This window comes from Bacteroides sp. 1001136B_160425_E2 (assembly GCF_015559655.1).
GTDB lineage: Bacteria > Bacteroidota > Bacteroidia > Bacteroidales > Bacteroidaceae > Bacteroides > Bacteroides luhongzhouii.
In genome coordinates, this window is record NZ_JADMQH010000001.1 from 180,195 (window position 1) to 203,197 (window position 23,003).

The following is a 23,003-nucleotide window of genomic DNA, read 5'->3' on the forward strand; positions in this document are numbered from 1 at the left end:
AATGAAGAAAAGAAAAAATTGGTTGACCGCTCTTCTGTCAATGTTCGTGCTAGCTTCCTGTAGTCTGGAAGAAGATACGTCAAGTTTTTCTACACCCGACAACTTTTATCAGACGAAGGAACAATGTCTCTCTGCGCTCAACTCGTGCTATATTCCTTTAAACGGAACCTACAACTATACACTCTTCATCGCTACAGAGGCCTGCACCGACCTCATGTATATCAATTCGGGTACATTGGATTCCCGTCTGGATATCTCCCCCGCAAAGCCCCGCCACGGTGAAACCGTTTGGAACAATGGTTACAAAGGCGTAATGTACTGTAACGTTGCCATCAATGGAATCGAAAACTCTCCACTCGAAGAGAATGAGAAACTTCCTCTATTAGGCGAAGGCAAAATCATGCGTGCGTTCTATTACTACCTACTGACTTCATTCTTTGGCGATGTGCCTTTTTATACAGAACATGTGGCAGATGTGGAAACACAGCAAAAGATAGGACGCTTGGGCCGTATGTCAGCTGTGGAAACGCGTGAATATCTGATAAAGGAATTATCAGCAATTGTTCCTCTGATGGATCAGGTACGTTCGTCAGAAGTGGCCTCCAATCGTACGGGTGCTGCCACAGGATGGATGCTGATTGCCAAAATGGCGATGTGGAACAAGAAGTGGGATACAGCGATTGACGCAATATCCAAGCTCGAAGAGATTTATGGCGACCTCGGTCAATATCCACTCGAAGATGTAATGTTCCGTAACAAGAATACGCCTGAATCAATCTTTGAAATCCAGCACTCTTATGTAGCCGGTGGTTTGAACTATACCTCCAATCTTGCCAGCATTTGTATGCCTATCACCCGCCGTTCAGGTACCTGCGAATATGACGGCGTGGAAATTCCGGAATTGGGCGACAAGTCTACTTGTTGGACTCCCTGGCGTCCCACAGCTTATTTCTGCCAGAATCTGCAAACAAAGATTGGCGGTGACTTACGTGCCCAATATAATATGGCTTGGGAATACAACGGCCATGCTTTCAAAAGTGTAAGCACTGCTCCCTGGCCGGGTCCGAAATTCTGGTGTCCATATCTTGACAGCAGCCGCGACGGAAATAATTATAAGATATTCCGCTATGCCGACGCACTGTTAATGAAAGCAGAATGTTACTGCCAACTGGAGCAAGATCCTGACATTGCTATGAAATATCTGAATATGACCCGCAACCGTGCAGGCATTGGTGACTACCCGAAATTCCGCACCTGGGCACGATTGATGGATGAAATCCAGAAAGAGCGCGGACGCGAACTTATTGGTGAGTTCCAGCGTAAATTCGACCTGGTTCGTTGGGGAATCTGGTATACGCAGACTTATGAAAACACCGGTTCATCAAGTTTAAAGGAGAATATCCGTCCTTGTCATGAATACTATCCGATTCCGGACACGCAGGTCGTTTATTCCGGCTATGCGCTCGATAACAAAGCTTATGATGCTTACTACGGTTCAACTACTCCTCAATAATAATTTATCCAGATATTCAAATCATATGAAACTAAATTGGTTAGGAATAACACTATTTGCATTGATGATGGCTTTGCCTGGGTTTGCCAAAGACAAACGAGGAAAACAGGCCATGAAAATCATATCTTACAACATAGAATATGGTATGCGTGCCGATACCACCGCAGGAAAGACCATATTCTCTACATGGATGCGCAACCAGGATCCCGACATCGTATGTCTGCAGGAAGCCAATAAATTTACGCAAAAATCACTTGAAGCATTAGCTGCCTCCTATGGGCACCCTTATGCAGTGTTGCAGAAAGAGAAAGGATTTCCTACTGCCATAACATCTAAATATCCTATCGTGAACATCATGAAGGTGGAGAACAACATGTGGCATGGATTCGTAATGGGTACGATAAATGGCTATCACATTATTTCGCTACACCTTAGTCCGCACCGTTATGAGAGCCGCCAGCTTGACATTGATCTCATTCTCGAAACCATCCGCCAAAATGGACCATTCGAAAAATGGCTCATCATGGGTGACTTCAATTCCGTATCCCCTGTCGATGCCGGAAAATATGCCGACGGACGCCTGGCCGACCGTCTTCGCAAAGAAGAGGAAAAGCGCCCTGCATTAAAGAATCTCGTAAATGGAGAAATCGACTACTCGGTGCATCAGCGTATTCTTGATTTCGGTTTTATTGATTCGGCACGTCTCGATAAAAACTTTTCGGAGAAAAATTTCGGGGCACGTATTGACTTCATCTATATTTCGCCTGACTTGAAGTCCGCTTTCACCGGAGGGAACTTTATCATCGACGACTTTACCAAGAAATACTCTGACCATCGTCCGGTCTATATGACTTGGGAAAAATGATAGGACTGTTACTATAAATAATGAAACAATTTACAATTATGATACGAAGAAAATACTTATATCATCCACTCCTACTGATAATCTCGACATTCAGCTTCATACTTACAAGCTGTGAAAAAGATTTTGAATGGGAACTTCCACTGGCCTTCACACAGAAGAATCTGATTTTATCTTCGGGCACAGGAACCACCCACATCTTAGTGTATGCCACGAAGAACTGGAATGCTCATTTCGTGGAGAAAGTAGACTGGGCTTCTATCGACCGCCTCTCCGGCAAGGAGAACAGCGAAATCATATTCTCATACGCTGCCAACTATGGCGTGAACCGTAAAGTGCAACTGGCTTTTGAAACCGAAGAGCATCTTCGTGATACAATAACATTGGTACAGAGCGGCGAAATTTCGTCAAGTGACGCTCGCCTCATCATCAATGAACAGACAGTAGAAACGCCAGCTTCCACCACTATACTCGATTTGGAGCTCGACACTAATCTAAAGTACGACCTCTACCGCATCGGATATCTCGTAACGTATAGCTCCGGCAACCCCGAAGAAAATTGGATTGAAGAAGTGTCCTATGATAGCGAAAAACTTCATATTAAACTGGCTGCCAATCCTACTTATGAGCCCCGTAGCGCCCAAGTGCGTTTAGCAATTTCCATCCCAGCCAATACAATTAATGGTGGACAGAAAACAGTGACAACCAGCACTACGATTACCCAACTGGGAAAGGAATGAAAATAAAAAAATTAGTGTTTATCAGTTAAATACAATGACTCTAATATGAAACAATTTATTAAATACAGACCAATACAACTGGTCACTTTTTTAGGAGCTTTCATGCTTTCATTGTCCGCCTGCGAATTGGACAATGGAGATGAAGCCAACTTTGAAGAATTTGGAGCCGACGGAAAGACCTATACGCTCTCTTCTGATGCTGGTGACTTGGCCATTAAAGTCTATTCGAACCAGAATTATAACATTGCGCTTGAAGATAATAGCGGTGAATGGGTAGCAGTAGCCGAAAGAAATCTTTCGGGAGACGGTACGCTCCATGTAGAGTATGATTTTAACGACGGCTTCCCGCGTATGGCGAAAATCTGCCTGACTGCCACTAGTGCAAACCTTTCAGATACGATCTACCTGAAACAGAAAGGCGTGAAAACCCCGACATTTAAATTAGCTAAGCCTAATATGACCGTACATGGTTATGGAGGCGAAGTTAGAGCAGAGCTCGACATGAATGTCGACATAAAAGATCTCAATATCAGTGTAGATTACACAGGTGACGAAGCTGCTATGACAGTGCCCGACAAAGAGGATGGTTGGGTCAGGGATATCACTTATGAGAATGGTTTTCTTGTCATCCAGACCGATCCGAATCCCGACGAACGCGCAGTACGTACGGCTACCGTTAACTTGGTTTACATTGACGGTTGGGAAGTCGAAAACAAACAACAACTTTTCCTAATGCAAGCAAATGCAAAGGACGAATTGGGCGTTGAGGTTTCGTTTATAGATGTTCGCAATTTGGGTGAAACGGACGGTACGAAGGTGACTGATGATATTTATATTACCGGATATGTAGTAAGCGACCGCAACTCTGGCAATGTAGGCGATAACATACAGACGACTCAAAATTCAATTGACTATACTATCGCACAGAAGACCGCTTATATCGAGAGCCTTGACGGACGTTACGGATTTTGTATTGAAACTCCCACAGCGGACGACAATACATTCTCACGTTACAGCAAAGTTCAGATCCTATTAAAAGGAACCAAGGTAATCTTGCAAGAAGATCCCGAACGTTACACGATTTCCGGAGTAACAGCTTCTATGGTCATGTCGTCCACCGAAGGTACTGCGTCGGATTTGCCCGTAAAAGAAAAATATATGAGAGATCTGACGGACGAGGACATCTATACTTATGTCACACTGAAAGATTGTGAACTGCCTGTCCGCAAAGGCAGCCTGGTTCCGATCAACGAAGGCTATGCCAACGCCGGTGGTGCTCATCGTTGTGCCAAATACGCCACATTGATGCGTGACATCAATGGTAACAGTATGTATATCTACACCAATACCACTTGCCTCTATCGCCGTGACGGTACTCGTTTGCCTTATGGCTCAGGCAATATGTCCGGTGTTATCGTACATGAACTTTTCACCCGTTTCGAATATCTGGAAGCAGCAAACGGATTGATTGATGAAGAGAAAGCCGGCGACATCGGTCGTTATCAGATTCGTCACATGTCGAGATCCGACTTTAAGATGGCAGATGATTTCAAAAACAGTTTTTCAGGCTTGATTACTGAATTCCGTTATATCAACACCAATGGCATCATCAAAGAAGATGGTTCTTTCCCTTCTACCTATGGAGATGGAGGGCGCTTCCGTCACACTTATACCAAACATCAGATCGGTAACGGTTTGCGTGGAAATGGTAGTAGTGATTACACATATCTTGGTCCTGTAGGTAATAGCGCAACAGGTCCTTTTGGAGACAATAGAGGCAATGTAAACGGGTTTGGTATTATTCTTGAAGATGGAACAGACTATCAGAAGAATTACCAAGATACCAACACCGACGGAAAAGGCAATACAAGCGGCAATGCTTGGCTGGCTTGGTCGAACCCCTATTGGTGGGATGAAGAGAACAATCGTGGTTATGCCTGGATTGTAAACTTCTCGACCAAAAACATCACAACCAATCATCTCTCCATGCAGCTTAGCGTCAGCAATAATGTCGGTAACCAAGTGGGAAAACCTCGCTTTTGGAAAGCCGAATGGTCATTGACCGGTGATATGGACAATGAAGCCGACTGGCATTATATTACCTCCTATACCGTACCTGACATGGTAGTATGGGCTAACACGTTGCTATCTCAATGCCCAGGTTATAAGGCTATTGATGTGGAGTTGCCATTAACTTTGCTAGGCAAAGAGAATGTGTACATCCGTTTAATGCCCGAGAACAACAAAGCCAGTAACGGCGCCTCCTGGATTGATAAGGGAGCTACAATTTCGGTAAAAGGTAATGCAACCAGTGCTATGAATTATTTTGCTATTCGTTATAATAAATAGGGCATACCCCCAGTCCGGATTTATTAAAAAGAAGCCTCTTCTTCTACCTTAACGGTAGCCGAAGAGGCTTTCCTCTTATCTTTCCGCATGCCTTATAAGCTTTTTCACCACCGGATAAATTCCTTTTGCAAACCTATCAAATCCTAAATCTGTAAAATGCTCGCCATCAACCGTACTCTCTCCATCCTCGCCCAATAAATGTTCCGATTTTAAATAGTGAAGATTCTGATAACCTTTCTTCTCCAACTCCCGAAATGCTTTTCGTAATGCCTCATTACTTTCTTCAACCCACTCCCCTTTTTTCAGATTAAACTCTGCCAATGGAAAAGGAACATGTTCTATAAACAAAATCTGTACTCCCGGTATTTTATCTTCAATAATACTCATAAATCGTTCAATACGCTCATTCAACATGGAAGCACTAACATTGGGAATAAAATCCATCACAATAACTGAAGGATTTCGATGTGTCATCAGCTCTGCTATTTCATATTCCAAATGCCCATATCCGCTAAAACCCAAATTCACAACTTCCCTATTTAACATACGAGAAAGGATGTTTGTATACGCCATCCCCGGACGCGTTGCACAACCGCCTTGAGTAATACTTGTTCCATAACAGATAACAGGGCGTTCTGTCACGGGCGATTCCACTTGCGGTTGGCGAATCACAGCCTTTTCTTCTATTCCTATTTCAAGTGTTTCAATACCATCATAAAGAGGCAGGTAAAGCATATATTCATTCATTTCACTTTTCATATCAGAAATGATTATTCCCTCATTCTCTTTACCTTTTGGACGAGCACAACGCACATAACGCCATTTGCCACTTTTTAATACATAAAGATCAAGTCCTTTTACACCCACCATGGCCATATGCGACATATTATTATTTCTTTTCACCCTCCATTTGGCAGCAATCGTTGTTGAATTGGTCGCAAAGCGTACAGCCAGTCCGGGCGTATCCTGTCCCAATATCCATACCCACTTTTCACTTTTCCCCTTACAGGAAAGAGGTAAACGGGCATAACGCCCTTCCGTATCGTCAGACATCTTACCTATAAGCGGAAAATCATCTGCATTATAATATTTCAAACTCTGTCCCATTACAGTAACAACGCAGCAAACGAGAAAAAACACACTTACAATTAGTTTCTTTTGAATCATAATTTCAAGAGTTAGTATTAATAATAAAAAAGCGAACAGAGAAACAAAGGAAACACAAAAGTATAACATTCAAAAGCAAACAACAAGAAAAAGCAATTAAAAAAGAAAATATCTCTTAATTAGTTTCGTTTTACAACCTTTTATATTTATCTTTGCTTCAAATAAGCTACTAAAGAAAACGAAGTAAAAGCCTAATTAAGTATTAAATCTATATAACCCTTTAAAAACGACTCCTGTATGAGCAAGAAACTATTATGTATAATGTGTTGCCTTTTCACCACATTTACTACATTTTCACAAAACAAAGAAGAAAGTTTATCTACTCCGGAATTATTTGACTTCGTATTGTTAAAATGCGATTTGAGTTCTCCCGTCGAAAGCAAAGATGCAATAGACGGAGCCTTCAAGAAAGGATTAAACGGTATTTTCATCAACAACAAAGAACTGGCGAGCTATGCAACAAACAAAGGAATGGTAGCTGTCAGCAAATATACGATGTCAAAATGTCAAACAATATTAGATAATATAAAAGATAAAAACAAAACAACTCTAGTGTTTGCACGTGAAAGAAGTGACGGATACCTCCGCAATGCTTTGTTAGACCACTGCTTTGTAGAACTATTGAACGATACAATTTCCGGTGAAGAAAGATGGCTAAAGAAGTTAATAAGTTCCTCTTTGGATATACGCACCCGTCTTATCAATAATAATACCCGCATGGTAGTTGACATCACCAACAAAAGCAGTATCCCTTATCACATTCATATAACTCAATGCGATAATTTAAAACCGGAACAAAATGAAATGACTCTGTCTCCAATGAGCCAAACTACTTTGTTTTTGAATGGTGACGATATCAAATCTCCTCAATACACATTGTGTGCAAGCATCGAAAATGCGTTCAATACAGAGAAAAAACCACTGGAGTATGCTTTCCGCCTTCGTGGTATGAATTATATGGTAGGAACAGAATCTCAAAACATATATAACATCATCCCTGCCCCACGCTCTCTCGAAAAGAAGCAAGGCAAATTCATCTTTACTAAAGAAACCCGCATTATACTAAAAGATAAAAATGCCGAAGCGCCTTTACGATTCCTGACGGACAGATTGACACGGATAGCACAATTGTCTCTAAAGATACAGAATAACACAAAAAATCTATCCGATAACTATTTGATTTTCAACCGCGCCAACGATCCTACATTAGGAAATGAAGGCTATAAAATCAATATTTCTCCCGAACAGATACAGGTGCTGGCTGACAAAGAAGCCGGATTCTTCTATGCCATACAGTCTTTATTGCAACTGCTGCCACCGGAAATCTATTCCAACACAACAGCATACACAAACGAATGGAGTATCCCCGCAGCGAACATTACAGATATACCACAATTTGAATACCGGGGATTACACTTAGACGTAGGCCGACATTTATATCCTATTTCTTTTATCAAAAAATACATTGATTTAATGTCTATGCAGAAAATGAACCGCTTTCATTGGCATCTGACAGAAGATCAAGGATGGAGGATAGAAATCAAGAAGCATCCGAAGCTGACCGAAACCGGTTCCGTGCGCAAAGAAACAATCATCAACCGATATTCTGCCACAATTCCGGGAAAATACGACGGGACGCCCTATGGAGGATTTTATACACAAGAAGAAATCAAAGAGATAGTGGCGTATGCCAAAGAACGTTATATTACCATCATTCCCGAAGTTGATCTCCCGGGACACATGCTCGCCGCACTGGCTACTTATCCCGAATTAGGATGTACGGGAGGACCTTATGAGGTAGGTACAAGATGGGGAATCTACGACGATGTACTTTGTGCCGGCAATGAAAACATCTATCCTTTCATTGAAGATGTTCTGCTGGAGGTATTCAAGTTATTTCCCGGAGAATATGTACATATAGGAGGAGACGAATGCCCGAAAACACGTTGGAAGTCCTGCCCGAAATGCCAATCGAAAATAAAAGAACTAAAATTGAAAGACGAACATGAACTTCAGAGCTATGTCATCAGAAGAGTTGAAAAATTCTTGAATAAGAATGGGAAAAAGCTGATTGGCTGGGATGAAATATTAGAAGGCGGAATAGCCCCTAATGCAGCGTTGATGTCATGGAGAGGTGTTGCCGGAGGAATTACCGCGGCAAAATCAGGGCATCCGGTCATCATGACTCCTAACACTTATGTATATCTTGACCACTACCAGGCAAGTATGGATATATCTCCTTTAGCAAACGGACGAATCTGCGCACTTGAATGGACATACGGATATAACCCGATTCCCAAGGAATTGACGGAGCAAGAAGCAAAACATATAAAAGGAGTACAAGCCAATGTATGGACAGAATACATAAAAACTCCAGAACAAGTGGAATACATGGCATACCCCCGTGCCAATGCTGTTGCCGAAATAGGCTGGAGTAGCCCAGAGCACAAAAATTGGGAAGACTATTTAGACAGGCTTCAATACCAATTCAAAAGATGGCAATTTTATGGCCTGAATTGCGCAACCCATTATAAGAGTAAATGATTTAACTCACTAACAAGATTCATTTGCTTGATTCCTTTCTGCACAGTTATGAATATATTTTATTCATTACCAATATTAAGAATCAGCCTTCTTATTACTGATAAACTACCGTCTTATCATATACTTTATTTCTATTTATTAATCGCCGACTATAGTTGTCTACCTGGATGACTATAGTCGGCTGATTAGACAACAATAGTCGACTAGGTGGACAACTCTAGTCGGCTTCCTAGATGCAAGCTGTTCAATTTGCTAAGATTGACAATGCCGATGCAAAGGTTACGGGCTATGAAAGTGCAAACTGTGGGGATTGTGAAGGCGTGAAGGGCGTGAAGAAAAGACTTTTCTTTATTTGTTCACAGCAAACACCTATCAAACAGACGATTACCATCCGTGAAGGATGTGAAGGAGGAGAACCAAACTTTATTGGGGCTTTGGTTATTTTCGGCACAATTAGTTCAAAACCGCACCGGGAATGAATAAGATTCACTATAGGGTAATACAGTGATATCGTTTCAATCAAATTGGATTCAGGGAGGAGTTTTTAATTGATGTACTCATGACTGCACCAATAGAAACCAAGATCATTTCTGACAAAAAAATGTTACGGACAGTAGAACTGTCCGTAACATCATACCTATCAAAAACACTAAAAATAAATATACTATTGCATTTTCATGCACCAATCTAATCTATTTCATGAGCCAACAAAATCATTTGCTGGAATGCTGCCAGATCACGTAAAATCAAGTCCGGATTAGGATGAACAGCAATAGCTGTCTCATACGTTGTTTCGCCGGAAAGTACCAGCACTCCCAAAGCATTTGCTTTCTGCGCCATTAATATGTCGGTATAAATACGATCACCCACCATAGCTACCTGATCAGGCTGCAAGTTATGCCGTTCCATTATTCCGTTCAACATTCGCGGATCGGGTTTTCCAATCACAACATCCGGTTCCCGCCCCGTAGCATACTCCAAACTGGAACAAATAGAGCCACAATCCACTAACACTAAAGGTTTATCCGTAGGACACACACGATCCGGATTAGTAGCAATATAGAGCTTCTTCTGATTAATCCACCACGCAGCACGACATAAGCGCGAGTAAACAAGCGACATATCAAAACTGACAACCACTGCATCCGGTTCATCATCAGCATTGTCATCAGTAGACTCGAATCCGGCTTCCTCAAATTCTTTTATCATGCTGGGAGTGCCCAACAAGAAAAGCCGTTTACACTCCGGATGATATACACGTATATAATCTATGGTCGCTTGAGCCGATGTATAAAATTCATCTTTCACTGCTTTAATCCCCATGCCGGATAGGTGTCGAAGATAATCATTCGTGCTTTTGGAAGGATTATTCGTCAGAAACGAATAACCAATTCCCAATTCTTTCATTTTATCCAGGAAAGCAATCGTAAAAGGAAATAACGTGTTTCCGTTATAAATCGTTCCGTCCATATCCAAAGCAATATGCTTGATCCGACGAATACGATCCATAAGTTCCGCATTCAATTTATGTTCTACCTCATTAATCATTATCATACCCATTTGCTTTTGCCGACCATGCGGCCATAAATATCAAAGTTCCCATTATAGCAATCAGGATTAATGCACCCACTGCAATATTCCAACCATAATGTTGAGCCAACAATCCTAATCCCCAACCGGAGACCAACGTACTGGCATATCCGAACAATCCCGTGAATCCGACTGCCGTAGCGGCTGCTTTCTTTGTGGCTATATTAGCCGCAGCAATACCTACCAAAGCTTGCGGACCATAAATACAGAATCCTGCCGCTCCCAATAAAAGCGTAGCAAGCCACATGGGAGGTTGGGATATTCCCCAGAATAAAGCAACAAACACCGTAGCCAGTGCCATGCAAATCACACAAACGCGTGGACCACGTCCGCCAAAGAAACGATCGGTTGCCCAACCGGCTACCAGCATACCTACAATTCCGGATATTTCAAAGGCTGCCACCATCCAACCTGCATGATGAATAGAAACTCCCTTCCACTCTCCCAAAAGAGTCGGTCCCCAGTCAAGTACAGCATAGCGCACGATATACACAAAAAAGTTGGCAATAGCCAGTATCCAAATCGCCGGATTTCCAAAGACATTCTTACGCACAAATTGCTTAAATTCGGCAGAAGTATCTTCTTTTTCTTCTACACCCGTTTTTGAGTTCAGTTCCGGGAGACCTACCGAGCGAGGCGTATCGCGCAAAGCAAACCACATACCGGCCGCACCAACCAAGGCTATAATAGAAGGGAACCAGAAACACCAGCGCCATCCGAGACTGACAATATATCCACAAACAATCACCACTAAACCTGCGCCTACAGAATGTGAGGTGTTCCACACCGACATCTTTGTAGCCAACTGCGTAGGAGGTATCCAATGCGTCAATAAACGGGCACAAGGGGGAAATCCCATTCCCTGAAACCATCCGTTCAACATCCACACGATGCCAAACATCACCACAGCAGAACTAAACCCAAACCAAATATTACATGCTGCAGAGAGCACTAAACCTGTCACCATAAAATAGCGGGCATTCACCCGGTCGCCAACAAAGCCGTTGGCAAACTTGGAAACTCCGTACAGCAATCCGTGTAAGGTCAGAAATAATCCCAAGTCACCCTTGGTTATTCCCAAATCATCCTGCATGGCAGGCATTGCAATACTCAAGTTTTTACGAACAAAATAGAATAGAGCATAGCCTATCATACTTGCTATTATCGTCCGCGTCTGCCAGTATTTAAATTTCTTTGCCACTTCGGGCGCCATTCCTTGTAGTTCCATTCCTGTCATGATTAATCTGTTATTTCCCATATTTTACCTTTACCAAACAATCCATCCAGCCACTGTTCCATATATCCTGTCCGTACAGCTAAATCGAGGACAGTAAAACGACGGCGAATAAATTGTGCACGAACAAACGTTTCACGCAGGCGTTTCCGTGTAATACCGATTTGTTCCGGTTCTACAGGAGCGCCTACCTGCCGCAGGGATTGTTTCACTTCTTTGTAAGGAATCAACTGCTTGGACAAACGTTCACGAATTTCAGGCCAGTATTCTTTCAACTGCCGCAATTGAACAGCCAATTGCTCCCGTGTCACATATTTCGCTTTCGTCTCCTGCAGACCAATAGTAGGAAAATCAGTACCGACAAACATATCAAGAGCTACCTTATCGGCTATTTCCGGTTCAGGCCATGCCGCACAACACGCTTCCACGTCCAGTTTCTCTAATGGAGTGTTCAACACTTGTTCATAAAATGCCGTTATAGCCAACATACCTATACTCACCTGAAAGCCATGAGAAACATGCTCACCCTGATTTAAATGATGTTCCATATTCCAAAGATGGCTGAACTGATGTTCCGCCCCCGAAGCCGGACGACTCGATTTAGACCATTGCATGGCAAAACCTCCCAGCATCAATCCTTCAATAAGTTGCGACACCGCTTTTTCGTCTCCAGCCACCGCACCTTCAGGATTCGAAAGCGCATCATGCAATCCATCCTGCACAATCGACCACGCCTTTTCATCAATATCTTCTATGCCCATCCAATCGGCCAGAATCCAATCGGCACCAGCCGTCACTTTTGCAAACAAGTCAGCATATCCTGATGCCGTCATCGCCCTGGGAGCTTTCTTTATTATTTCAATATCAGCCAATACAGCTTGCGGTGCCGGACAGCTAAAAGTCTGTTTAGCGCCATTTGCAGTAATGGAAGCGCCGAATGCAGTATATCCATCCATGGAAGCGGCAGTAGCCACACACATATATCTTCTTCCGACAAGATGAGAAGCTAACTTCGTTAAATCATTAATCGTACCGGAGCCGACAGCTACCGGAATAGCGTCATGCACTTTCAACGATTCAACCAGCCGGTCAACATACGAATATTCCGCATACAGGTCGGAATCAGTAAAAATAAAAGATGGTAATAATTCTATATTCGCATTACGCAACTCTTTCTCTACTCTTTCGCCAGCAACACGATAGGTAATTACGTCAGCTACCACTACAGCCTTTCTTCCTGCAAACTGTTCCTTAAACAGTCCGGCTACTTCATTTAATATTCCATTTCCTACGCGAAGAGCACGTGTCTCATTCGCAGCTTTCAATGCTTGTTCCACTTTTGACATTTTCACAGTATTAATTGTTAGTTCACTAACCGGATTTTCCTTTACGATAGTAAACAGACGTTGCACCATATCAGGGCAACAATCTATCGAGATTGCAAAACTGTCCATACTTCTGTCGGTATATCAGATTCTATAATATCCGGTTTCTTATCTATCTCTTCTTTATATTTTAAAGCCCGTTCTTCTTTCAAAGGCAATTTGTCGTGCGTAGGCGCCACGCTAATCATACAACGCACGCCACGAGCATGCAGCATTTCAACGATTTTCTTATTTTCGGGTGTCATACTATGCCCTACATAAGCGATCATATTTTCCCATGGCACACCTGATATCGACAAGTCCTCAAATTCTTTCATATTACGGGCGAAAGCGGACATCATAATCGTCGGAAAACGGTCATAATAATATCTGGCTTGAGCACCGGTATGCACAGTCAGCATCACATGTCCCTCCGCCTTGTGCTTTTTGATCAAAGCCGCAATCATAGCCATCGGCACATCTTTCTTATCAAGGTTTATAATCGTTTTACCTCTGCTCCATTTGATTACTTCTTCCAAAGTAGGAATCTTGCAGTTGGTCACTTTTCCCGAATGGTCTTTCAAACGAAGCTTCTGCAACTCTTTCCAGGTATGATCGCAAACTTTTCCCGTTCCTGTTGTTGTACGATCCAAAGTAGCGTCATGCATCAATACAATCACGCTATCTTTTGTCAGACGAGGATCGATTTCGAAGAAAGCCGGCATTTGCTTCAGCACATTTTCCAAACCTTCGATGCAATTTTCCGAATACCCATCTTCGTATCCACCACGATGCCCGCTTACAATGATTGAGCCATTTTCCACATATTTAAAGAAGTCTCTCAATTGTGTGACACCGTCAAACTTTAACAGATGTAGTTTTTCCTGCGCCGACACAGACTGTATCCCTGCCAACAGAAGAAACATCAATGAGGCCACGAGCCCTCTCCGCAAAACCATACAACTTTTCATAAGCATTTATTTACAAACAACAATTAAAGTATTTTTTTCTTTTAATTCAAGATATACCCTCTTGCCAATCGGCTAAAGTCAGCTATCTGCGCCTGCTCCCAAGTTTTGTCCTTTCCCAGTTCCGTCGCTAATACCGATGCCACTTTCGGAGCTATTTTAAGAGCAGCACGGGCATCCAGAAATAACATCCTCACCCGACGGGCCAACACATCTTCTATATTCTGCGCAAACTCCTCACGAGCCGCCCACACAACATGAGCCGCTGTAAAAGTATAACCTTCATACAACTTTTCAGCAAAAGAAGGCTCTTTTTCTATCATCTTTTGTATTTTGTCCGCGTCGCTGCCATACACATAATTCCAGTCATTCTCATCAAATTGCTCTTTTGTATATCCATGAACCCTCAAATTCTTCGTCACACATTCCGCAGGAGACAACCCTCCTATTACGATGGCCTGATTGATGACATCTTCAGCCATTGCACGATAAGTAGTCCACTTCCCTCCGGTAATTGTCAAAAGCCCCGATTTCGAACGATAGATTTTATGATTCCGTGAAATCTCTTTCGTTTTCTTCGAATCAGCATGCGTTGGCGCAGCCAAAGGGCGCAAACCGGCAAAAACCGAAAGCACATCGGCACGGGTCGGTTTCCGTTCGAGATACTGCCCGGCCTGATCTAAAATGAAATCAACCTCTTCTTCCAATGCTCTCGGTTCCAAAGAAGCCTCATTCAGAGGGGTATCCGTTGTGCCAAGCACCACCTTTCCATGCCAGGGCACTCCAAAAAGGACGCGTCCATCTTTTGTTTTAGGTATCATTAGTGCCGAGTGGCCACCCAAGAATTTACTATCAACTACCAAATGCACTCCCTGACTGGGACGTACTTTCCTCCGGGTATCACATTCATCCATCTTCATCACATCGTCCACAAAGACTCCGGTAGCATTCACTACTACTTTCGATTTTATCTGATATTCTTTCCCGTCAAGCGTATCGACAGCATGCACCCCATTTATTTTTCCGGAGGTATCTTTCAGCAAACAATTCACCTTTATATAATTCAAGCACACTCCACCTTTATCAATAGCAGTCAGTGCCAGCGTTATAGCCATGCGCGAATCATCAAACTGTCCGTCATGATATACCACTCCACCTCTCAATCCTTCATGCTTTAAAGAAGGTATTTCTTTTAATACAGAACGTTTTAACATCGGTAACGAACGCCCCAATGCTTTGCGTCCGGCCAGTAAATCATAACAAGTCAGCCCCACCGCATAAAAAGGCTTTTCCCACCAGCGGTAATTGCCTATTATAAAACGCATATCTTTCACTAGATGAGGAGCATTGAGCCTCATACGCCCACGTTCATGTAATGCTTCAACTACCATAGAGACATCTCCCTGAGCCAGATACCGAACTCCTCCATGTACCAGCTTCGTACTGCGACAAGAAGTACCCTTAGCAAAATCATGCTGTTCCAATAGAATAACTCTGTACCCCCTGGAGGCTGCGTCCACTGCAGCCCCTAATCCGGTAGCTCCACCACCGATCACCAAGATATCACATTCACATTCCCAATTGAGCATCCTCTCAAGCAAATCACTTCGTTTCATTCCTTATAAATATTTCGTTTTCTTTCTTTATTTATAAATCAGCACTGCAAAAATACACAAAAAGAAATATCATCCAATATAAAAAGCAAATTATTTTTCGTTAGAATACCATTTTATATATAAAACGGAAGCTCTATATCATAGAATGAAACTTTTTATCTTTTTATTTGCCACATATTAATATTTAGTTTATCTTTGTGATAAAAACAGGGAATTATGACAAGTATTGCTGAAAGACATAAGTATATTCTTGAAAGTTTAGCGAAAAACGGTTTCATCAAAGTAAACGAAATCGCTAAAGAACTGGAAGTTACTCCTGTAACGATCCGAAAAGATTTAAAACATCTGGAAGAAAAAAAACTTCTCTACCGTACTCATGGAAGTGCAAGTCCGGTCAACCCATTAACATCAGATATTGATGTGCACGAAAAAGAAAAGCTTCGGAAAGAAGAAAAGAAAAGAATCGCTACTGCCGCAGCTAAATTAATAGAAGAAAACGATTCTATTATTATCGCTTCCGGTTCTACCGTACATACGTTTGCCGAGCATATCACTCCCATCAACCACTTAACCGTAGTTACAGCTTCTCTGAAAACCTCCTTATTATTAAATACCATTAATAATATCGAAGTAATCCAGCTCGGGGGAATCGTACGAAAGAATTCCTTTTCTGTCATTGGCGACTACACTTCTTTATTCTTTGAACAAATCACTTGTTCAAAACTCTTTTTAGGAGTAGACGGTATCGATCTGGAGTACGGAATCACAAACTCTAATATTGAAGAAGCTGTCCTAAACAAGAAAATGATAGAGGCGTCATTGCGTACCATTATCCTAGCAGATTCTTCCAAATTCGGGCGACGTGGATTCGGTAAAATCTGTAGTTTAGACTGTATTGATGTGATAATTACAGACTCCGGCATTTCCCAGTCAATGGCTCAAGCGATTGAAGAAATGGGGATTGAGCTTATCATTGTCTAAAATGACTATATCACCTAAAGAATTATCCGTCAAAGGTTACATTCAAAAGACTATAATTATTCAGACGGTTTCATAAAAAAAAGATGGACTTGAAATCGGAGGGCACTGAAAAGATCCCTTTAAGTTTCTATCTCTAAAAATGACATCATAAATCCAATTTACATTATTGGATTTATGATGTTCTTGGTATCATAGTATCACAAAAGATGTGATAGATGCCAGCTCTTTATGCAAATTCCGCAAGCTCCGTCTCAAAGATATGAATTTAAGAAAAAGGCATTATAAAATCCACGTCTGTAATAGTCTATTACAACTTCCAATTTGAAGGTCCCAGAATAACTCTTAGGAAATAAAAAAAGGGCGTTCCTGGGAAATAAGGGAAAATTGGAACGCCCTTCGAAATAAAGGTTTATTATTAGACCGGTCTTTCACAAGTGCAGTCTTTACCTTTTTTCATCTAATAAATTTAAGGATGTCAAAAATCCTTAGTGGGAAATAATATATCCATCTTTTCACAAAGATGAATAATTCGACAAATAATATCCGATACCACCATATCGGACAATTATATTATCAATAAAAGGGTAACTCTACACAGAGGAAAAGAGTTACCCTTTCTTTTTATTTAAAATAGGACTATTTCAAAGAAGCCTTCACAGTGATCCTATTAATAGTTTCTGTACCCCAGTTATGATTTACAGTTACTTTCACATAGATGTCCAATGACTGAACAATCGCTGTGTTGTTACATGTAATCACACCTGTTGACGGATTAATCGTATAGGTACCATCATTTACAGTAGCACTATATCCATCGATTGCATAAGTAATAGCGTCAGCATCAATGCCATAAGCTGCAGCCCAAGGAGCTTTTGCCACTCCATTTTCAATAACTACATTCTTCTTAGTTACATTGATATCTTTGTCAGACATCTTGATTTCTGCTTTCGTTCCTACATTGATAGTCTTATTCTGATCACCATCTATATTCCAATCAATAGAAGACTTGTTAGACAAAGCATCAAGCGGAGAACGCAATACAGGTTCACAATAAGTCACTTCTTTTCCATTTATATCAAGAATAGTAGCTTCAATATCAGTTCCTTGTATTTTAGCTCCGATCTTGATGGCACCTAAAGTCTTCACATCTACAGCCGGAGTCACAGTAATAACATTATTAGCAATGCTTATCTGATTATAAACAGCTTTAACAGCATCAGACTGTTTTGCTTGCGGAGCCAGATAATATTCAATAACTTCACTAGAAGTACTGTTATCTGTATTATATGCAGCATAAAGAACTGTCAAATCAGCTGTCATACTGAATGACTTATCAGCTTCAGTCCATACACCGGTAATAGTTGTCTTACCATTCACAACAAATGCACTATTTTGCTTGATGATCACTTTACGTTCACACTTAACAAGATCCTTCAATTTCAAAGTATACTGTTTGTTAGAGCCGTTAACGCGATGAGTTGTTGTAGATTTACGCCATGCATATTCTTCAGAATTTGTAATTTCATATTTTGCGTTTCCACCACCTGGCCATGTTTCGAATGAATACAACTGCTGATCTCCATTGATAACAGTTCCGGCAGGGAATATCAATTTAAGATTATCCAAATCTGTGCTTGTACCCGGTGTAAATTCAATATAGGCATCAACCTTGTTAGCATAAGTCTTACCATCTTCATTAGTCAAGTAATACAAACCATATTTAACAGGAGCTACGTTTTCATTGTCAGACATATAGTCACGTCCACCCAGTGAATTCAAGAATGCACGCACATTCAAGTCAATAGTTTGTTCACTTGTGCTATACTGCAATTTAGCCAACTTATCAGCTGCAGCTGCATCTTTCGTTTCTACATCAATATCAACCAACGCCGGAGCCACTTGCTGCTCGCGAACAGCTTTCACTGCAAAGTCATAAGAAATGATTTTCGTACCTTTTTCATTCTTATAAGTTGCTGTCACATAGCATAATTCATTGATAGCAGAAGCTTGCTCACTAGATTTAGCTGTAATAACACCGTCTTTAATTTCAAAGATACCTTTTGCCTTATCGGCTGTTTGTTTGAATTCAACAGTGATACCACTAAATCCTAAATCAGCCATTGAAATGAAATTCTCTTCCACATCATGTCCCAATGCTACAGAATCATTCAGATTATAAGATTTGTTATAAACAAATGTATATTCAACATAAGATGAAAAATCGGATTCGGTAGTTGCATCAGCCAAAATATCAGTAGGAACTTTAACTGCATCTTTTGTATGCACAAAACTCAAATCAGCCGGAGTCCATTTTTCAGCTTTGAAGTTGAAGTAATCAGAGGCTGTTGTATAACCGTTAATTGTTACATCCAAAGAAGAAGCGTAAGGTTTATCAACTTCAATGTTTTCGGAAATCATATTTACACTCAAGATACCTTGTCGGTTATCCACCCATTTTGCACTACCTTCTACATATTTCAATGTAGGAACAAGTGCTCTGGTTTTGTATGTATCGGTAAATGCAAATACAGCTTTACCCAGATCCAACGTAGTAGGCCATACCTTGAAAGTAGCAACAGAAGCACTGGTTGCCAATAATTCCGCATCAGGATCATCGGATGACATCAAACCAATTGATCTTACAAAATCCTCCCGATCATCAGCTGCCTGTCTTCTGTAAATAATGCTTTGCAACCCATTATAAGCAGAACCTTCTGCCAACATTTTATATTCTTTACCGTCAAGAGTGATAACGTACAAACCATCCACTTCATTTATAACGATAGAAGGAACTTGAGTATCAGTTTTCAAGCTTGTTACCACATCACCGATAACGATATACCCATCTTTATTAATAGACACGTTAGCTGATGCATCCTGACCTGGTTCGCCAGGCTGGCCAGGTTCACCTTGTTCTCCCTTCTTCCCAGTAGCATTAACCTTATTTCCATCTGCATCTAAAACATACTCATAGGTTTTGCCATCATCAGTACTTACCTGCCAATAGTTGTCACTTGATACTTTAAATTTAGGAATGACCGTTTCACCATTTAGTCCCGGCTGTCCGTTCTCTCCATCTTTACCATTGGTGATAGTCAATTTAGAACCGTCAGAAAGAGACAACTCATAACCATTTGCTACAGGAGTATAACTGACAATAAATTTACCGGCTTTCATTGCAGCATCCACCTCTTCAATTTTACTCTTATTGGCGTCGACCTGCTGTTGCAAACCATCTATATCATCATCGTAGTCTTTGCATCCTACGTAGCTGATAGTAGAAAGCGCCAGCGCCCCGAAGAGCATCACTTTTACAAACTTTTTCTTCATAACTACTTAAAAATTACATTAATAATATATTATTAAACACTAAGTTTCAATAATAGCATACCTGTTACTTTGTAGGTAACGGGAAAACCTTTGTCCCTGCTCTTTTTGAGTAGTCAATACTATAAATGATATAATATACAATGAAACTTTTTAACCCCTACTTTGAGAAAGAGGTAGAGGGGAGGGAAATCTTATGCAAAATTTAGAGGTTAACATACCCTAGTACAAAGAATCCACGTGTTTTATCTGTCTATGTTCTTCTTTTGAGTGCTTTAATGGAAAAATGTGCGATTTCGTTTGGTTGTTTTAAAAAATATGCTCATATTTGCACCGGTATTCATTCCCGTTACCTACAAAGTAACAGGCTTATTTTCAACAAATTGCATTCTGAACCGAATACCGGATAAAATCAATAACCCGCTTGTTTGCTTCATCTATTTTCTTATTCTGAAAAGGTTTCAGATAAGTCTCCGTCACTGTAATGGATGAATGCCCCATCGCTTCGGAAATAATGCCCGGATGAATTTCACAATAATACGCTGTTGTGGCCCATGTATGACGGGCGGTATATGAACTCAATTTATCGCCCAGTCCCAACAATTCACCCAACAACATTAATTGCCGGTTAAATGTGCGCAATGCTAACTGATACTCTCGATATGCCTCTTTTGTTCCTTCAGGACTTTTCAACAATGAGAAAAGGTATGGAGAAGAAGGGTCACAATTCATGTGCTTCTTCACCAAAAGCATTGCCTCCGGAGTCAATGTCACCGACAAGGTACGCCCTGTCTTACGCCTACGATAAGTAATCACATTATCATGCAAATCACTCTTACGCAAATATGCGAGATCGACAAAAGGCAAACCACGAAGTAAAAACATCAGAGTAAATAACTCTTGTGTACATCGCAAAGCCGGAGTTGCAACCGATGAATGTAATTTTGCAAATACCTTTTTTATGTCTTCCTCACATAAAGCTCGCTTACGATCAGCGCGAGTACCGGTATAAACCGAATGGAACAAATTCGGTACATAAGGGGCTTTCTGAAGATCGACCGCACGATTATAGACTGCACGAAATGTGCGCAAATAAGTTGAAACTGTATTCCAACTACAACCACGGCTACGAAGATGTATTTCGAAACCTTTCAGCCATCCCGGAGTTACTTTATCAAAAGTGAAATCTCCTTTCCCACAATAAACAATAATGGCATTGAGACTGCTACGATACACGTGAGCCGTCCCAAAGTTTCCCCCCATTTGTAGCCCATTAGCCACTTGCCTCATAAATGCTACTACTTTTAACATGTTACTATTACTTTATTTAATTACACAATAAACATACAGGTATTTTTAAGAACAAGCAAACCTGTAAGTTACAAATAACAATAATAATAACAATGTTGTTTCTTGGAAGTAAATGGAAGGAACAATGAGATAAAAACTAAAACAAAAAAAGACGGGAATGTCCCAATCTTGGCACATCCCCGTACAATATAAATCAGTTCAGTTATTATTTCTTCAAAATATCCATTGTATCGGATGCGATCAACAGTTCTTCATCTGTCGGAATCACTACTACTTTCACTTTAGAAGCAGGAGTAGAAATAATCGCTTCCTCACCGCGAACCTTAGCATTCACATCGTTGTCAAGTTCAATACCCATGAATTCCATATCCTTACAAACTTCACGGCGACATTCCATCTGATTTTCACCTACACCACCAGTAAACAGGATGATATCTACACCACCCAATGCAGCTGCATAAGCTCCGATATATTTCTTGATACGGTAATAATACATTTTCTCTGCAAGGATAGCTTTCTCATTACCAGCCGCACAAGCAGCCAAGAGTTCGCGCATATCGCTTGATACACCTGAAATACCCAGTACACCGCTCTTCTTGTTCAACAGGTTGGAAACACCAGTAGTATTCAAGCCTTCTTTTTCCATGATAAATGTTACTGCACCGGCATCAATGTCACCGCTACGAGTACCCATCATCAAACCTTCCAACGGAGTCAAGCCCATAGTAGTATCCATACATTTACCATCTTTGATAGCAGCGATAGAACCACCGTTACCAATGTGACAAGTGATAATTTTCTGTCCTACCGGATTCACACCCAGGAATTCGCATACACGTTTTGACACATAACGATGAGAAGTTCCGTGGAAGCCATAACGACGCACACCATACTTTTCATACAATTCGTGAGGAATAGCATACATGTAAGCATAATCCGGCATGGTCTGATGGAAAGCCGTATCAAATACACCTACCTGCGGAATATCAGGAAGAATAGCAGAAACTGCATTCACACCTTTCAGGTTTGCAGGATTGTGAAGCGGAGCCAGATCATTGCAAGCTGCAAAAGCCTCCAACACTTCCTTGTTCAGCAATACAGATTCGCTGAAACGTTCGCCTCCGTGCACCATACGGTGACCTACCGCATTAATCTCATCTAAAGATTTGATAGCGCCATATTCGGGGTGAATCAATGTATTCAGGATAAACTCTACTCCTATTGTATGTTCAGGAATATCTTTTTCCAGAATTTTCTTTTCACCGTTCGGCAAAGTCAGTTTCAAGAAAGATCCTTTCAGACCGATTTTTTCGATACCACCTTGCGCAATCACTTCTTTGCTGGTCATATCGAACAATTTATATTTAATAGATGAACTTCCGCAGTTCAATACCAGAATTTTCATTTCGTTGTCAATTTAATACTTACTACTTTATA

Annotated in this window: 16 protein-coding genes; 7 read left to right on the plus strand and 9 right to left on the minus strand. The window is 41.2% G+C overall.

Translation table 11 applies throughout. From position 1 onward, the window contains the following. Window position 1: 1 nt before the first annotated feature. Genes I2I04_RS00680 through I2I04_RS00695 form a run of 4 tightly spaced genes read left to right on the plus strand, consistent with a single transcriptional unit; the run spans window position 2 to window position 5,464 of the window. A complete protein-coding gene (locus tag I2I04_RS00680; RefSeq protein ID WP_229126891.1) occupies window positions 2–1,513 on the plus strand; it encodes a RagB/SusD family nutrient uptake outer membrane protein in 1,512 nt (503 codons plus the stop codon). A 25-nt stretch (window positions 1,514–1,538) separates the two neighbouring features. Continuing rightward, window positions 1,539–2,378, plus strand: coding sequence for an endonuclease/exonuclease/phosphatase family protein (locus tag I2I04_RS00685; protein WP_185911598.1), 840 nt, complete (start codon window positions 1,539–1,541; stop codon window positions 2,376–2,378). 38 nt (window positions 2,379–2,416) lie between these two features. Further along, the gene (locus I2I04_RS00690) at window positions 2,417–3,115 is read left to right on the plus strand and encodes a BACON domain-containing protein (protein WP_195471792.1); all 699 of its coding nucleotides are present in this window, start codon (window positions 2,417–2,419) and stop codon (window positions 3,113–3,115) included. A 45-nt stretch (window positions 3,116–3,160) separates the two neighbouring features. Next, complete coding sequence (locus tag I2I04_RS00695) at window positions 3,161–5,464, plus strand: DUF5689 domain-containing protein (RefSeq protein ID WP_143256987.1); 2,304 nt, start codon at window positions 3,161–3,163, stop codon at window positions 5,462–5,464. A gap of 75 nt (window positions 5,465–5,539) precedes the next feature. Here I2I04_RS00695 and I2I04_RS00700 read toward each other — a convergent pair whose 3' ends face one another. Beyond that, complete coding sequence (locus tag I2I04_RS00700; protein WP_195654040.1) at window positions 5,540–6,631, minus strand: SGNH/GDSL hydrolase family protein; 1,092 nt, start codon at window positions 6,629–6,631, stop codon at window positions 5,540–5,542. A gap of 237 nt (window positions 6,632–6,868) precedes the next feature. Here I2I04_RS00700 and I2I04_RS00705 point away from each other — a divergent pair, with 237 nt between their 5' ends. Together I2I04_RS00705 and I2I04_RS00710 are read left to right on the plus strand one after the other, a co-directional pair. Beyond that, a complete protein-coding gene (locus I2I04_RS00705; RefSeq protein ID WP_195654041.1) occupies window positions 6,869–9,175 on the plus strand; it encodes an Sb-PDE family phosphodiesterase in 2,307 nt (768 codons plus the stop codon). A gap of 233 nt (window positions 9,176–9,408) precedes the next feature. Continuing rightward, complete coding sequence (locus I2I04_RS00710) at window positions 9,409–9,654, plus strand: hypothetical protein (RefSeq protein ID WP_143256984.1); 246 nt, start codon at window positions 9,409–9,411, stop codon at window positions 9,652–9,654. A 208-nt stretch (window positions 9,655–9,862) separates the two neighbouring features. Here the strand turns inward: I2I04_RS00710 and I2I04_RS00715 are convergent, their stop codons facing one another. From I2I04_RS00715 to I2I04_RS00735, 5 genes are all read right to left on the minus strand, one after another. Continuing rightward, window positions 9,863–10,729 (minus strand): HAD-IIA family hydrolase, encoded by an 867-nt coding sequence (locus I2I04_RS00715; RefSeq protein ID WP_370511853.1) that lies wholly within the window; start codon window positions 10,727–10,729, stop codon window positions 9,863–9,865. Continuing rightward, entirely contained in the window at window positions 10,716–11,993 is a 1,278-nt protein-coding gene (locus tag I2I04_RS00720) for an MFS transporter (protein ID WP_195654142.1), read from the minus strand. The genes I2I04_RS00715 and I2I04_RS00720 overlap by 14 nt, the downstream gene beginning before the upstream one ends. Before the next feature lie 11 nt (window positions 11,994–12,004). Beyond that, window positions 12,005–13,345 carry a sn-glycerol-1-phosphate dehydrogenase gene (locus I2I04_RS00725; RefSeq protein WP_195654143.1) on the minus strand — a complete coding sequence of 447 codons (1,341 nt, stop codon included), beginning with the start codon at window positions 13,343–13,345 and terminating at the stop codon, window positions 12,005–12,007. An 83-nt stretch (window positions 13,346–13,428) separates the two neighbouring features. Further along, window positions 13,429–14,334, minus strand: coding sequence for a glycerophosphodiester phosphodiesterase family protein (locus tag I2I04_RS00730; RefSeq protein WP_195654042.1), 906 nt, complete (start codon window positions 14,332–14,334; stop codon window positions 13,429–13,431). A 41-nt stretch (window positions 14,335–14,375) separates the two neighbouring features. Then, window positions 14,376–15,947, minus strand: a complete 1,572-nt coding sequence (locus I2I04_RS00735) for a glycerol-3-phosphate dehydrogenase/oxidase (RefSeq protein WP_143256982.1) — start codon at window positions 15,945–15,947, stop codon at window positions 14,376–14,378. Between the two features lie 216 nt (window positions 15,948–16,163). Here I2I04_RS00735 and I2I04_RS00740 point away from each other — a divergent pair, with 216 nt between their 5' ends. Beyond that, window positions 16,164–16,928, plus strand: a complete 765-nt coding sequence (locus tag I2I04_RS00740; protein ID WP_065537542.1) for a DeoR/GlpR family DNA-binding transcription regulator — start codon at window positions 16,164–16,166, stop codon at window positions 16,926–16,928. Between the two features lie 636 nt (window positions 16,929–17,564). Here the strand turns inward: I2I04_RS00740 and I2I04_RS00745 are convergent. The 3 genes from I2I04_RS00745 to I2I04_RS00755 form a co-directional block, all read right to left on the minus strand. Then, window positions 17,565–20,258 carry a PL29 family lyase N-terminal domain-containing protein gene (locus tag I2I04_RS00745; RefSeq protein WP_195654043.1) on the minus strand — a complete coding sequence of 898 codons (2,694 nt, stop codon included), beginning with the start codon at window positions 20,256–20,258 and terminating at the stop codon, window positions 17,565–17,567. A 372-nt stretch (window positions 20,259–20,630) separates the two neighbouring features. After that, on the minus strand, window positions 20,631–21,566 hold the full coding sequence (locus I2I04_RS00750) for a tyrosine-type recombinase/integrase (RefSeq protein WP_195472138.1): 936 nt from the start codon (window positions 21,564–21,566) through the stop codon (window positions 20,631–20,633). Between the two features lie 205 nt (window positions 21,567–21,771). Then, entirely contained in the window at window positions 21,772–22,971 is a 1,200-nt protein-coding gene (locus I2I04_RS00755; RefSeq protein ID WP_143256980.1) for an acetate kinase, read from the minus strand. Window positions 22,972–23,003: the final 32 nt, after the last annotated feature.